General features: G+C 62.8%; 11 protein-coding genes. 8 read left to right on the top strand and 3 right to left on the bottom strand.

What is annotated here, in order from left to right; translation table 11 throughout:
* The first annotated feature begins 237 nt into the window (after positions 1-237).
* The 7 genes from AC3WJR_RS10740 (at position 238) to AC3WJR_RS10710 (ending at position 7,257) form a co-directional block, all read left to right on the top strand.
* Positions 238-2,907: a [protein-PII] uridylyltransferase family protein gene (locus AC3WJR_RS10740; RefSeq protein WP_492724881.1), complete on the top strand. Its 2,670-nt coding sequence runs from the start codon at positions 238-240 to the stop codon at positions 2,905-2,907.
* Complete coding sequence (locus tag AC3WJR_RS10735) at positions 2,904-3,374, top strand: peroxiredoxin (RefSeq protein ID WP_492724879.1); 471 nt, start codon at positions 2,904-2,906, stop codon at positions 3,372-3,374. Before AC3WJR_RS10740 ends, AC3WJR_RS10735 begins: the two co-directional genes overlap by 4 nt.
* A gap of 209 nt (positions 3,375-3,583) precedes the next feature.
* Positions 3,584-4,795, top strand: coding sequence for a M23 family metallopeptidase (locus AC3WJR_RS10730; protein ID WP_492724877.1), 1,212 nt, complete (start codon positions 3,584-3,586; stop codon positions 4,793-4,795).
* 57 nt (positions 4,796-4,852) lie between these two features.
* Positions 4,853-5,194: an iron-sulfur cluster insertion protein ErpA gene (erpA, locus tag AC3WJR_RS10725; RefSeq protein WP_492724875.1), complete on the top strand. Its 342-nt coding sequence runs from the start codon at positions 4,853-4,855 to the stop codon at positions 5,192-5,194.
* 30 nt (positions 5,195-5,224) lie between these two features.
* Positions 5,225-6,004, top strand: coding sequence for an exodeoxyribonuclease III (locus tag AC3WJR_RS10720; RefSeq protein ID WP_492724873.1), 780 nt, complete (start codon positions 5,225-5,227; stop codon positions 6,002-6,004).
* On the top strand, positions 6,001-6,813 hold the full coding sequence (locus AC3WJR_RS10715) for a transporter (RefSeq protein WP_492724871.1): 813 nt from the start codon (positions 6,001-6,003) through the stop codon (positions 6,811-6,813). Before AC3WJR_RS10720 ends, AC3WJR_RS10715 begins: the two co-directional genes overlap by 4 nt.
* Positions 6,814-6,987: 174 nt before the next feature.
* Positions 6,988-7,257 (top strand): hypothetical protein, encoded by a 270-nt coding sequence (locus AC3WJR_RS10710; protein WP_492724869.1) that lies wholly within the window; start codon positions 6,988-6,990, stop codon positions 7,255-7,257.
* 51 nt (positions 7,258-7,308) lie between these two features.
* Here the strand turns inward: AC3WJR_RS10710 and AC3WJR_RS10705 are convergent, their stop codons facing one another.
* The gene (locus AC3WJR_RS10705; protein WP_492724867.1) at positions 7,309-8,466 is read right to left on the bottom strand and encodes a GNAT family protein; all 1,158 of its coding nucleotides are present in this window, start codon (positions 8,464-8,466) and stop codon (positions 7,309-7,311) included.
* A 135-nt stretch (positions 8,467-8,601) separates the two neighbouring features.
* Here AC3WJR_RS10705 and AC3WJR_RS10700 point away from each other — a divergent pair, with 135 nt between their 5' ends.
* The gene (locus AC3WJR_RS10700; protein ID WP_354282059.1) at positions 8,602-9,735 is read left to right on the top strand and encodes a fatty acid desaturase family protein; all 1,134 of its coding nucleotides are present in this window, start codon (positions 8,602-8,604) and stop codon (positions 9,733-9,735) included.
* Positions 9,736-9,842: 107 nt separating this feature from the next.
* Here the strand turns inward: AC3WJR_RS10700 and AC3WJR_RS10695 are convergent, their stop codons facing one another.
* Complete coding sequence (locus AC3WJR_RS10695) at positions 9,843-11,276, bottom strand: protoglobin domain-containing protein (RefSeq protein WP_354282060.1); 1,434 nt, start codon at positions 11,274-11,276, stop codon at positions 9,843-9,845.
* Positions 11,277-11,450: 174 nt separating this feature from the next.
* Positions 11,451-14,441 carry a TonB-dependent receptor domain-containing protein gene (locus AC3WJR_RS10690; RefSeq protein WP_492724864.1) on the bottom strand — a complete coding sequence of 997 codons (2,991 nt, stop codon included), beginning with the start codon at positions 14,439-14,441 and terminating at the stop codon, positions 11,451-11,453.
* Positions 14,442-14,553 lie beyond the last annotated feature (112 nt).

The raw sequence follows: 14,553 nt of genomic DNA, 5'->3' as shown, positions 1-14,553 counted from the left end.
ACTGCTGCATTAGCCGATCGATATCGTCCGACGGACTGTTTGTGCATCGATACGCCGACGACAGCGCCGGACATAGCATGTCTCCTACGCGGGGTGCGGCAACGAGGACGTGAGCCGTCGCTGACGCATTCATGTTGGGTGGAAGATCGATCGGCATGGGGACAGAACGATCGACCCGCGGTATTGTTGCTCGATGCAGTACGGAGTGGTCTGATTTGCGTCTAAGTCCTGACATCAATGGAATTTGAATCCTCCATTATCGCTGCGACAGTACGCGCACGCCAGAATGCTCCCTTTCTTGCGCTATTGCTGGATCGCGAACCTGCCATGGCGGACGCGTTCCTGCGCGGACACTTGCCACCGCTGGAAACGATTACCATCGACCTTGACGACGAATCCGTAGCGCGCCGGTTACGGCTGGCGCGCCGACGTCTGGCGTTGCGCGTGGCAATCGGGGATCTGGCGGGGGTCGATGATCTTACGACGGTCACGCAAACCCTGTCGGATTTCGCGGACCATGCGCTCGACACCGCGATCACGACCGCCATCACAGAGCGGACGCCCGATGCTGCGCCCATCGGCTTTGCCGCGATCGCGCTTGGCAAGCAGGGCAGCCGCGAACTCAATTATTCGTCCGACATCGATCCGATCCTGATCTTCGACCCGGCGACGCTGCCATGCCGTCGCGGGGAAGCGCCCGAGACCGCAGCGGTGCGGATTGCGCGCCGCGTCGTCGAGCTTCTGCAGACACGCGACGGGGATGGCTATGTGCTGCGCGTCGATTTGCGGCTGCGGCCGTCGCCCGAGGTGACGCCGATCGCGCTCTCGGTCGATGCCGCGATTTCCTATTACGAATCTCTCGCCTTGCCGTGGGAACGCGCGGCGTTCATCCGCGCGCGTGCTGCGGCGGGCGATCGCGTGCTCGGCAACCGCTTCCTGTCGGCGATCGCGCCGTTCATCTGGCGCCGCGCGCTCGATTTCGGCGCGATCGGCGAGATCCGGGGGATCTCGCGCCGGATTCGGGACCACTATGCGCAGGGGCAAGCATTTGGCCCCGGGTTCGATCTCAAGCGTGGCCGCGGTGGCATCCGTGAAGTGGAATTCTTCACGCAGATACATCAGCTGATCCACGGCGGTCGTGATCCGGCCTTGCGCGTGCCCGCAACGCGCGACGCGCTCGCGGCACTGGCGAAGGCGGGGTGGGTCGATCCGCAGGAGGCGGACGCGCTGGCAAACGCCTACACGCTGTTCCGCACGATCGAACACCGCGTCCAGATGGTCGAAGACCGGCAGACGCATCAATTGCCGAGCGGCGCTGCGCTCGACGGGGTCGCACGGTTGCACGGCGCGGCGGACGGGCCTGCGCTTCTGGCGTTGCTCGAACCGCATGTGACCGCCACCGCGCGGAGTTACGACGGGCTCGATCCGGATGCGGACGGTGCGTTGTCGTTCGATAGCGCTGCGCTGGCTGCGCAACTGGCGGAAACCGGGTTCGGCGATACGACGACCGCGGTGCAGCGGATCGAACACTGGCGCAGCGGCAGCTACCCTGCGCTGCGCAGCCCGGCTGCGCGTGCCGCGCTCGAGGCGGTGTTGCCCGGACTGATCACGGCGCTGGGCGAGTCCCCCGATCCGCATGGCGCGATCATCCGGCTCGACCGGATGCTCGGGCGGTTGACGAGCGCAGTCAATTTCTTCCGTCTGCTGGAGGCGCGTCCGGCACTGGCGCGGTTGCTCGGGCTGATTCTGAGCCATGCGGTGACGCTCGCCGAGGATCTGGCGGGTCGACCCGAACTGTTTGACGGGTTGATCGATGCCAGCGCGCTCGATCCGGTCGATGACGTCGCGCGGCTGATGCGCGAAATGGCGGGTGGGCCGGACTATCAGGCGGAACTCGATCATGTCCGTCGCGTGGTGGGCGAGAAACGGTTTGCGCTGGGCACGCAGATCGTCGCGGGCGTGGCGGATCCGCTTGCGGTGTCGGCGGGCTATGCACGCGTCGCGGAAGCCGCGATCGGCGTGCTCGCGCAGGCCACCGTCACCGAATTCGCGGTGGCGCACGGGACGGTGCCAGGCAGCGAACTCGTCATCCTCGCACTCGGGCGGCTCGGCGGTGGCGCGCTGACGCACGCGTCGGACCTCGACCTGATCTACCTGTTCACGGGCGACTATCTGGCCGAGTCCAATGGCCGCAAACCGCTCGGCGCAGTGTTGTATTACAACCGATTGGCGCAGCGACTGACTGCGGCGCTATCGGTGCCGACCGCATCCGGGCCGTTGTATGAGATCGATACCCGGCTGCGCCCGTCGGGGACGCAGGGGCCACTGACGGTCTCGCTCGACGGGTTTGCGCAATACCAGCGCGAGCAGGCGTGGACCTGGGAGCATATGGCGCTGACCCGCGCGCGTCCGGTGTTCGGATCGACCGAAGCGCGCGATGCGGTGCAGGGAATCATCATGGACGTTCTTGGTGGCGACCGGCCGGAGCGCGATATCCTGGCCGAAGCGACTGACATGCGGCGCGAGATGGCGCTGCACAAGCCGCCGCTCGGGCCGTTGGACGCGAAGCTGTTGCCGGGCGGCCTCGTCGATCTCGAATTCGCAGTTCATATGGTGCAACTGACCCGGCGGATCGGCTTCGACCCCAATTTGCAGCGCGCAATCGACGCCCTGATCGCGGCCGGTGCCGCGCCCGACGGCATGGCGCGGGCGTATGAACTGCTTGCGCGGCTGCTCGTCACGCTGCGGTTGGTGGCACCCACCGCAGAGCCGCCTGGTCCGGCGACGCAGGCGCTGATCGCGCAGGCACTCCGGATGGACGACTGGGGGCGGGTCGTTGCGTCGCTTGAGGCGACACGGCACGATGTCGCGGCATGGCTGGCACAGGTAGAGGGACTCGCAACATGACGGCATTGGTGGAGGGCGCGGCGATCCCGGCGGTGGATCTGGCGGGGCCGGACGGCACCCGGATCGACCTGCAGGGCTATGTCGGCAAGCCATTCGTGCTGTATTTCTACCCTAAGGACGACACCACCGGCTGCACCCGCGAAGCACAGGATTTCAGCGCGGCCCGGGCTGATTTCGAAGCACTCGGCGTGGACCTGCTGGGCGTGTCGCGCGACACGCCCGAGAAGCACCGCAAGTTTACCGCAAAGTACGATCTGACCGTGCCGCTGGCATCCGCCGACACGGATGCTGCACTCGAGGCGTTCGGCGTCTGGGTCGAGAAAAAGCTGTACGGCAAGACCTATATGGGGATCGACCGATCGACCTTTCTGTTCGCCGCCGACGGCACGCTCGCGCGCATATGGCGTAAGGTCCGGGTGCCCGGGCATGTCGAGCAGGTTCTCGCCGCGGTCCGTGCCATTTTGTGACGATTCGCGGTGGTTAACGCTGCGGACCATGCGGATTTCAACGGCTCGCCGTGGTGGGCAGCCGGTTGGACGCGAGAAGTGTCTACGTGCCTTGCCGTATTGCGAAAAGTTCCGTCAAAACAGCATCGGCCAGTTTTAGGGGGCTAGAACAGGTCGAATAGGAGCGGGTGTCGGGTTCTCCGGCAAACGCAAATGATCGTCGGGGTTCAATGAAAACGCACATCAATTCGGTCGCGGCAGCTGCGCGTTTCGCCACCCGCGTCGGGGCATATTTCAAGACCCGCGATTTCATCCTGCATGATGGCCGCAACCAGAAGCGCTTCCGCATCGGCGCCCGTGCCCAGGCGATGGCCGCATCGGTCGTCGGTGTCAGCATGTGTTTCTCGGCCTACGGGGTGGCGCAGGCCGCTGTCGGGGCCGCCACGATGACCGGCATCGTCGCAACGCCGGAAGCCCCCGAAATCAAGGTCGCGCAGATGCGCCTGAGCGTCGCGCGGCTCCAGCGCGACATCGCGACGATCCGCGCCGCCGCCGAAGCGCACGCCGTTCGGGTCGATCAGCGCCAGGCATTGCTGGTCGCAGCCGTCGGCGGCAAGGCCGACGTGGCGTTGTTGTCGCAGCCCACTCCGATCGTCGATGCGAAGGCCGACGCGCTTGCCGCAGACGTCGTCGCCCCGCTCAAGAAGGTCGAAGCACAGCAGCTTGCGGCTGCCGGTGATGTGCGCCGCGTCGCAAACCAGCGCCTGTCCCGCACGGTCGCGCATCTCCGTACGCTCGGCATCAAGCCTGAGCGGCTGATCAAGCGCCAGCCGGTCGCGATGGGCGGACCGTTCGAAGCTGCCAGCAGCTCGGCTGCTGAAGCAGACCTGCGCGCCGACACGCAGTTCCGCTCGCTGTTCATGACGTGGAAGAAGCTCGATACGCTCCAGCAGGGCGCGATCGCGATCCCCGCGGCACAGCCGGTCGAGCATCTCGCCTACACCAGCAACTATGGCATCCGCTCGGACCCGTTCCGCGGCACCGCGGCGATGCACGCCGGCGTCGACATTCCCGGTCCGATGGGCACCCCGGTCTATGCTACCGCCGATGGCGTGGTCGATCGTGCCGAGCGCGCAGGCGGGTACGGCAATCTTGTCGAGCTCGATCACGGCAAGGGCATCCAGACGCGCTACGGCCATTTGTCGAAGATCCTCGTCGAAGCCGGTACGCGCGTACATCGCGGCCAGCTGATCGCGTTGCTCGGGTCCACCGGTCGTTCGACCGGTCCGCATCTTCACTACGAAGTCCGCATCGACGGTCATGCGGTGAACCCGGTGCCGTTCCTCCAGACCGCTGATTATCTGGTCGCAGCACAGGACAAGTCGATCCACACGATCCCGGTTTCGGTCGGTGGTCCGGCAGCAGCAGACGCGGCAGACTGAGCCGATGCCACCGGGGGAACGGTTGCCGTTACCCCCGCAAGCGCCTATCTTCGCGTAATGGCCACCATCCTTGCTCCCGATATCGCGCTTACCCCGTCGGCTGCGGCGCGCGTCGCCACTATCGCGGCGAAACAGGGCAAGCCTGCGATCCTGCGCCTCGCCGTTGACGGCGGCGGGTGTTCCGGGTTCCAATATCGGTTCGGTTTCGCGGAGGCGGTCGAGACCGACGATACGGTCGCCGAGCTGGATGGCGTCCGGCTTGTGGTCGACTCGGTCAGTCTCGATCTCGTTCGAGGTGCTGCGGTCGACTACGTCGAGGATCTTGGCGGCGCGGCGTTCCGTGTGACCAATCCCAATGCGGCGTCCGGTTGCGGTTGCGGTTCCAGCTTCTCGGTGTAACGTCCGCCCCGACCAACAGGGGCCTGTCGCGTGAAGATCGTCACTTATAACATCAACGGGATCAAGGCGCGTCTGCCGCGCCTGCTGGAGTATCTTGCCGAGGAACAGCCCGATGTGGTGTGCCTGCAGGAACTCAAGACCAGCGACGAGACCTTCCCCGAGGCTGACATCCGCGCGGCGGGCTACGGCGTCGTCTGGCACGGGCAGAAGAGCTGGAACGGCGTTGCCGTGCTCGCGCGCGGGAGCGATCCGGTCGAGCGGCAGCGCGGTCTCGATGGCGAGCCGGAGGACGAGCACAGCCGTTATCTCGAAGTCGAGATCGGCGATCTGATCGTCGCCTCGATCTACCTGCCCAACGGCAACCCGCGGCCCGGCCCGAAATTCGATTACAAACTCCGCTGGATCGACCGGCTTGCCGCCCGTGCGCGCGTCCTGTTGGCCGAAGAGCGTGCGGTGGTGTTGGCGGGGGATTACAACGTCATCCCCAACGACGACGATACCTATTCGGTACGTGCGATGCAGGAAGACGCGCTGATGCAGCCGGAGAGCCGTGGTGGTTTTCGCGCGCTAGTGGCGCAAGGCTGGACGGACGCGCTGCGGACGCGGCACCCGGGCGGCGGAGTGTGGACCTTCTGGGACTATCAGGCGGGGGCTTGGCAACGCGACGCGGGGTTCCGGATCGACCATTTGCTGTTGAGTCCGATGGCGGCCGACCGACTGATCGACTCCGGCGTCGACAAGACCTACCGCGGCCGGGAAAAAGCGAGCGACCATGCCCCTACGTGGGTCACGCTACGGGCTGCCGCGTGAAAACGTTGCGAGGGGTAGCGCGTGCGGCCGCGGTCATGACCGCAACCTTGCTGGCGAGTAATGCGCAGGCAGAGGACCGCGACTTTTGCCCGCAGCGCCCCGGGCTCGGCACACCCGCCTGTACCGTCGCGCCCGGCAGGGTTTCGGTCGAGACCGCGATGACCGACTGGACGCTCGACAATGGGTCGGATCAGCGCGTCGATCTTGTCGAGGTTGGCCAGACCCTCGTGCGGATCGGCGTCAGCAATGTGATCGAGGCACAGATCGGCTGGACCCCGTTCGGCCATGCCCGCACGCGCGACAAGGCGACGGGTGAGACCGATGTGGTGAATGGCGTTGGCGACGTCCAACTGGGGGCGAGGGTCAATTTCAGGAACCCGGACGGGAAAGGCCTGGCAGTTGCGGCCGAGCCGTTCGTCACGCTGCCAACCGGACGTCATGATGTCGGTGCAGGGGATTGGGGTGCCGGGCTTGTCGTGCCGGTGACGTACGATCTGACCGACACGATCAACCTCGAATCCTCCAGCGAAATTGACGCTGCGGTCAATGACAGCGGTTCGGGTCGGCATTTCGCGGCCTTGGAAGTGGTCGGCGTCCAGGTAGCGGTGACGAAGTCACTCAACGCCATCGTCGAGGCCGCGGTGCGCCGCGATGACGACCCGAGCGGCAAGACGACGCAAGTCTATGCGATTTCGGCGCTCGGTTGGATGGTCGGGAAAGATCTGCAGGTCGACGTGGGCGCGATCACAGGGCTCAACCATGCCGCATCGCGGATCGAACTGTTCTGGGGCGTGTCGCGCCGGTTCTGATCGGACGGCGCGCCAAGGAGTGGTGAACTCTTCCGTTTATTGGCGGAATGAACCAGACTGTTACAGGCAGCTTGAAGCTAAGTCACTGTAATCACAGGTATCAAGTGTATGGCACAGTTAATGCACTAACACGCATATCGGTGCTGCTTCCGGCATCGTCATGCGGAGGATACCATGTTCAAAGTTGCAGTTTCGCTCGTCGTCGTCGCAATCGCTGCTGCCAGCCCTGCGTTCGCCAGCGAACGCTCTAAGATCGATACGGTAGCGATGACCGCCTCCGCGGCGTCGGTCGCACTGCCGACGTCCGCCACCCCTGCGCCCGTCTCGGCGCGTCAGCGCTATTGCGTCCGGGAGACCCCGACGGGGTCGCACATCCAGCGTACGACCTGTAAGACGCGGTTGCAGTGGCTTGAGCAGGAGGGGATCGATCCGATCGCGAAGTGAACGGTGCCGGCTCGCGGTCGCTGACCGCGAGCCCTGCCGTCCCTCGGTCTGTCAAAGCGTCTTTTCGTAGATCCAGTACCGCTTGTTGACGGTGCAGCCGATTGCGTCGGCAATCGATCGCATTCCCTGATTGTCCTCGAGGATCCAGCCAATCTCGCCACGTGTCGCGCCGTAATGCGCGACCGAGTCGCGCTTGATGTACTCGATCATCATGAAGGCGAGCTGGCTTGCCATGCGGGATGACTGGAGTTCCTTCAGCACGCCCATCAACGGCACGCGCATCGTCTTGACCTTCGGTTTGCGCAGGAAGAGCAGCAGCTTTGCCCAGCCGAACGGCAACAGGCTGCCCTTCAGCGGCGCGATCGCCTCGTTGAGGTCGGGCAGGGTGATCATGAACGCGACCGGGCGTCCGTCGACTTCGGCGATGCGGATCAGGTCGTTGAACACGATCGGTTTGAGCTTGACCCCGACGTCCACGATCTCGGGCGGGGTGAGCGGGACGAAACCCCAATTGTCGGACCATGCGTCGTTGAGGATGGCGAGGATGATCGCGGCCTCCTCGTCGAACTTGGTCTTGTCGACCTCACGAATCCGGATCCGCGGATTCTTTTCGCCCGACGCGATGATCCGCTGCAGCAGCGGCGGGAAGGGCACGGTGATGTCAAGTTCGTAGGTCAGGAGTTCCTTGACCTGATGATAGCCCGCATTCTCGATCCAGTCGCGATATTCGGGCTTTGCGTGGCCCATCATGATCGTCGGGGGATGATCATAGCCGTCGACCAGCAGGCCGGGCTCTTCCCATACGGACATGCTGATCGGCCCCAGCACGCGCGTCATCCCCTGATGTCGCAGCCACCCTTCGGCGGCATTGATCAGCGCACGCCCGACGATCCCGTCTTCGGCCTCGAACAGGCCGAACTGTCCGCACCCGGGGCCGAACCCCTGTGTCGGGCTCATCGTCAGCGCGAGTGTATCGATATGCGCCGACACGCGCCCGACGACCTTGCCGTCGCGCTCCGCCAGGAACAGTTGCGCCTTGGCATGGCTGAACCAGCCGTTCTTCTCGGGCGTGATCAGGCCCAGTGCCTCACCCTTGAGCGGCGGCACCCAGTTCGGATCGTCCTTGTACAGACGGAACGGCAAGTCGACGAACCGCTTTCGGTCGGCCTTGCTGGTGATCGGACGGATCGCAATCGGGGAATGGGCCACGAGACAGTCGCCTTGTCAGAGTTGCCGTGCCCTCCCGCGCCTGCCGACCTGAGTCAAGTCGTTGCACATCCAGCCGAAACGGAGCCCCTGTTTTTGCCTAGTTCTAGCCACTATGTTCATGCAATGCCCACCTCCATGACGACCTCGCCCCTGCTGACCTCGCCCACGTCGACCTTCGATCGCCGCGCATCCGAGCGTGCGCAGGATCAGGCCTTGCCGCCGGTCCGGGTGCCGCTGTCGGCGATTACCGACGACAAGGCGATGCTGCGCGCGGTGGTCGAGCTGACGCGCGACCTGAATGCGCCGAACCCACGGATCTACTGGACCGACCTGCTGCTGTCGGCGACGATCGGCTATGCCGGGCTTGCGGTAGCGATGACGGTGGGGTCGCTCGGCTGGGCATTGGTTGCCGCGGTGGTGGCGATCCTGGGATTGTACCGCGCGGGCATGTTCATCCACGAAGTCTCGCACATGAAGCACAGCGCGTTGCCGGGGTTCCGCACGGGGTTCAACCTCGTCGTGGGCATTCCGTTGCTGGTGCCGTCGTTCATGTACGAAGGCGTCCACAACCTGCATCACGCCAAGACGCGGTATGGCACCGTCGAGGATCCTGAATATCTGCCGCTGGCGCATATGAAGCCCTGGACGCTGCCGCTGTTCCTGCTGTCATCGATCGTCGCGCCGGTCGCGCTGATGTTCCGCTATTCAGTGCTTACGCCTTTGTCGCTGGTGGTGCCGGGGATGCGCGAAACGCTGGTCGCGCGCTTCTCGTCGCTCTCGATCAACCCGCAGTTCCGCCGCCGGATGCCCGAAGGCGACGTCGCCGCACAGTGGCGCTGGCTTGAAGGGGCGTGCAGCGTCTGGTCGATCACGCTGATCGCACTCGTTGTGACCGGGGTGTTCCCGCTGTCCATGTTCGCGATCGCGCTTGGGGTGGCGTCGGGGGTCTATGTGCTCAATCAGGTGCGGACGCTGGTCGCACATCTGTGGGACAATGACGGGGAGACGATGACCGTTACCGCGCAATATCTCGACACCGTCAACGTGCCGCCGCCGGCTTTGCTGCCGGTGCTGTGGGCGCCGGTTGGCTTGCGCTACCATGCGCTTCACCACCTGTTGCCGAGCGTGCCGTATCACGCGCTGAACGAGGCGCACCACCGGTTGGTCGCGACGCTGACGCCGGATTCGCCCTACCATAAGTCGAACTACGCAGGACTGCCGGGGCTGGTCGCTCGACTGGTTCGCAGCACGATGGTCCGCGCGCGCTAAGCGGCGTGGTTCCGTCGGTCTCGTGTTGAACGGCTGAGACGCACGAGCGCCCGCCCACTCCCCGCTATTGGGCGAGGGACGGGCGGGCGTTCTGCGCTTCGGCCCGATCAGTGCATGTGCTGACCGTGATGCGTCCCGTCGACCCGGAACATCGCAGTCTGGCGGGCGAGCGATTCAACTTCGTTGGTCAGCGTGCGGGCGGCGGCGGAGGTCTGCTCGACCATTGCCGCGTTCTGCTGGGTAGAATGTTCCATGCTGCCGACCGCCACCGTGATTTGCGTGATCGCTGAGGATTGCGCGAGATTGTCGGTGACCATTCCCGATAGCCGCGTGTGCACTTCGCCGACGTCGGTGGTGATCGCGACGAATGCGGCGTCGACCTTTTCGACCGCGGTGACGGCGGTGATGATGTCGGTCTGTGTCAGCGTGAGCTGGTCGCGGGCGCGCTTGGCTTCCTCTTCCGCGCGCATCGCGAGCGCGCTGACCAGATCGGCCACGACCGCGAAACCACGCCCCGCTTCGCCCGCGCGGCCTGCCTCGACCGCCGCATTCATCGCCAGCACGCGGGTCTGGAACGCAATCTTGTCCAGCCCCTCGATCACGTCGTCGATGCCCTTGGCGCTGTCGGAGACGCGCTGCATCGCCTGTTTCGCTTGGCCCGCGGTCGCCCGGCCATCGCCGACGGTTGCGATCGCCTGGTCGGCGCGGGCGACGGTCTGCCCGGCGGTTTCGGTGCTCGCCTTGATGCGATTGTCGATCTGCATCAGCGCGGCAGACGATTCCTCGAGGCTGGCAGCATTGCTTTCGGTGCGCCGCGCGAGATCTTCCGATGCGGTCGAGATTTCACCCGATCCGGTGCGGATTGCGTCGGCGCTGGCACCGACTGCACCGATCGTCGTGCGCATTTTCTCCAGCGTGGCATTGTAGCTTTCTTCGAGCTTGGCGAAACTAGCGGGCAAACCGCGCAGTTCCTGCGTCAGGTCGCCGTCGGACATCGTGGCCAGAGCCGTCCCCAGGGCGGAGATCGCCTGGTCGCGTTCGACCTGGGCTTCCTCGAAATAGAGCGAAACCGATAATTCCATGTCGAGCAGTGCGGCCTTCACGACGGCAATGCTGACCTCGACGGGGTCGGGGCCGCGAAACAGCGTCAACAGACGCCGCCAGGGGGTCAATTCGCGGTGGAGTTCCTTGAGAAGCGATTCGATGACGATCGCATAGCCGCCGATATACCAGCGCGGCTCGAGGCCGATGCGGGCATGGACCGACCCGATTCGCCGGACGCTGGTATAGAATTCGTCGTCGAACGCACCGTTCAGGATGCGCCGCCAATGCGCTTCCTGCGCGCCCTTGGCCTTTTTCATCTGGGCTTCGTCGCGGAAGAAGGCAGCGGTGTCGGGGGTGGCACGCGCGCTGTCGTAGAACCGGTCGAGCGCCGGTCCGATCAGCCGAGAAACAAGCGGCAGGACCTTGGCGAGGGTCGATCGCTGCTTGTGGTCCATCCCCATGAACGAAAGACGTTCCGACACGACTTGGTTCGACATTTGTGCGCTTCTCCGACGTAATCCCGGACCCTCGAAAACAGGCGGGCTTCAGTCGTTATAGAAAGCGCCGACGACCAAAGGATGCACCGCCTTGTTATTGTTGGCGGGCGTCAAGGGCAAAAAAAGGGAGCGACCTTACGATCGCTCCCTGGAGGTAGGTAGTACCCGATCCCGTTAGAACGAGAACTTCGCGCCCACAGTGAATCGACGTCCGTACACGTCGAAGTCGGCGGCAGTCTCAAGGCCAGTAGGAGTACCGAATGGTGTTCCCGGCAAATACTGGGGCTTCTTATCAAAAACGTTGTCGACGTTAACGAACAACGAATACCGCTTGTCGATATCAAACCGGACCTGTGCGTTGTGCAGCCAGTAATCCTTGATCTCGTTGAGTGCCTGTACGGCTGGATCATTACTCGCGAAATCCAGCGTGTATGGACCCCCGCTGATGAACTGAGTGTTCCAGCTGAGGCTTACGCCATCCTTCGAATAGGTGCCGCGTACGTTGAACCGATCTCGCGAGAATCCCGAGCCGAACGTTCCGGCGTAGTCGACCGGTGTATCCGAAGGGTCACCCTGAGTAATGTAATGGAACAGGTGGGTATATCGAGCGTCGACGATGAACGAGTCATTTCCCAAAAGGTTTATATTACGATTGTACCGCAGTACAAAATCGATACCGCTAGTCTTGTACGTCGAAGTATTGATAAGCTGGCCGTCTACTCGGGTAACAAAACCAGTTGTAGCGCTACGGTAGACATTGTCGCAATACACGGGGGCGTTGGTCAGCAGGCATTGCTGAATGCTGCGCGACCTGCCAATCGTAGAAATCGCATCCTCGATCTCAATGTTGTAATAGTCGGCCGTGAAGAGCAGACCGGGCAGGTAGGTTGGGTTGTAGGCGATGCCTAACGTATAGGTTTTAGCCTTTTCTTCCTTGAGCGAGGTGTTGCCGCCAGTAAAGCCGTTAATGCCCTGCAAGTCGGCCAGAGTGTACTCGAACGTGCCGTTCGGGTTTGCCGCGAAGTAAGCGCCAATCGCAGGAACGTTGCGGCACGCAACCGCCGTTGCCTCAGTGCTCGTGCGCGTGATGCCGTCGCAAGGATCGGTCACGGAAGCGAAGGTCTCAGACGGCGAACTAAACAATTCGGAAACATTCGGCGCGCGATTTGCTACCGCATAATTACCACGGAAACGCAGGCCACGGATAACTTCCCATTCCGCACCGGCATTCCAGCTCAGAACGTTACCAATCGTAGAGTAATCGGAGTAACGGATTGCACCGTTGAGACCCAGATACCGGGTGAAAGCAAGGTCCTTCAGAAGCGGGACACGGATTTCGCCGAATGCCTCCTTGACGTCGAAGCTACCGACTAGATCGGCTGCCTGATTGCCGGAGTTTTGTCCCGTGTTGGTCAAGATATCAAGATTGTCATTCGTCTTTTCTTTGCGGTACTCGCCGCCGACGACACCCTGAATATCACCTGCCCACAGTGTAGCCAACGGACCACCGATGGTCGCTGTGAAGACGTGTTGCGTGTTGCGAATGTCTTCGGACTTAGGAACGACGGCCTGAACGTAGCTCGCCGCTGCGGGATCAGTGACATTATAGCCGAAAATGTTGAGCGGGATGCAACCCTGCGCACGCGCTGCGGCATCGCGGCAGATGATGTCAGTGCCAACCACGTTGCCTGTACCTACGCGTACCGCATTCAACGCATTAGCGTACCGCGTGATGTCGACGTCCTCGGTCGAATTGAAGTCACGCAGGTGACCGAACACATAGCTCACATCCCAGTTGAATTTGCCGATGTCGCCCTTCAGGCCCGCGGCTACACGCCATGTGTCACGTGAGGCGCGGTTGCTGCGATCGAAAATCCCGTTGCTGCGGCGACGGAAGCCGATGGTGGACACGTCGTTGTTGGGGTTGGCATCTGAATTAGCTGCCGAGATTGCCGCTAGAACGTTCGTCGGGATAAACGGATTATCGATACCGATACCATCGATACCGATGTCGGTGTTTGCCAATGCCGATGGTTCCAGCGACGCATTCGACGTCACTTTGCTATATGTCGCTTCGACAAATGCATCGATGCCGTCAGTCACCTTGTAATGGCCAACGCTGGAAACAAGATACCGCTCGACGGGAGTGGAAATGTACCGATCGTTGTTACGGTTATAACCGTAACCGGTTGGGAAGCCGTTTACGACACTGTTGTCGGGATTGTAGGTGAATAGGCTGTTTCCGCCCGGCAGGATTGCCCTGGCGCTGCCATCTGCCCCCAACAACTGGAACCGGCCCTGCGACGGATAGCTGGAATAAGAGGCGGGACCGCAGATCAAGCCGGCGCAATCTTGTGCCGAAATTGCTCGGTTGCGCGAGAACAGCCCATCGGCCTTGTCGTAGGTGAAGTTGACCATGACGTTGCCTCGGTCATCATGACCCAGGGACGTTCCCGCAGTGACGCTGACCATGCGGTTTGCGTTATCACCGCGTTCGCTGATGCCGTTCTGGGCACGCACAGAAATGCCGTCGAAATGGTCGCGCAGGACGTAGTTGACCACGCCCGCGATTGCGTCGGAACCATAAACAGCGGAGTTTCCGCCCGTAACAACGTCGATCCGCTCAACAAAATCGGTTGGGATATTGTTGGTATCGACCGCCGAGTCGCCGGCAAAGCCGCCAATATAGCGGCGACCATTTACGAGGGTCAGGGTCCGCGAGCTACCCAAGGCACGCAAGTCGATCGACGAGATGCCAGTGCCCGATGTCAGGAAGTTCGAATTCGTTCGTGTCGAGCCAAGGCCAACAGACGGAATTTGACGCAGGATGTCGCCCACATTGGACAATCCGGTCGCCTGGAGCTCGCGGTCATTGATGACAGTGACCGGGACGGGTGAACTGGCTTCGGTGCTCCGGATACGTGAGCCCGTTACGACGATGTCGCCTGCAGGCTGGGGGGCAGCTGACTGATCTTCGACGGTAGCAGCCTGAACTGCTGTCGCCTCAGGAACGGCCTGCGCCGCAGCGTCGGTGCCGACAACGGTGGAGGTCTGTGTGTCGGCGCGCCCGTTGCCGCTGGTCGCCGTTTGCGCGAAGCCTACGCTCGGGAATGCGCAAAGTGCACTGACAAGCGCCGTCGCTTGCAGAAACCGGTTCGATTTCATGATGTTTCCCTGATTACTTTATACTTTTCCAGGGCCGGTTAATCGTACGTTTCGGAAACTTTTGGCAAGATGCACGAACCGACTTCTCTGCCAGTCCGTAACATTTACAACC

The organism is Sphingomonas sp. FW306-05-A, assembly GCF_058782275.1.
Note: the sequence above shows the minus strand (reverse complement) of the source record. Positions and strands in the feature narration are given on the sequence as shown.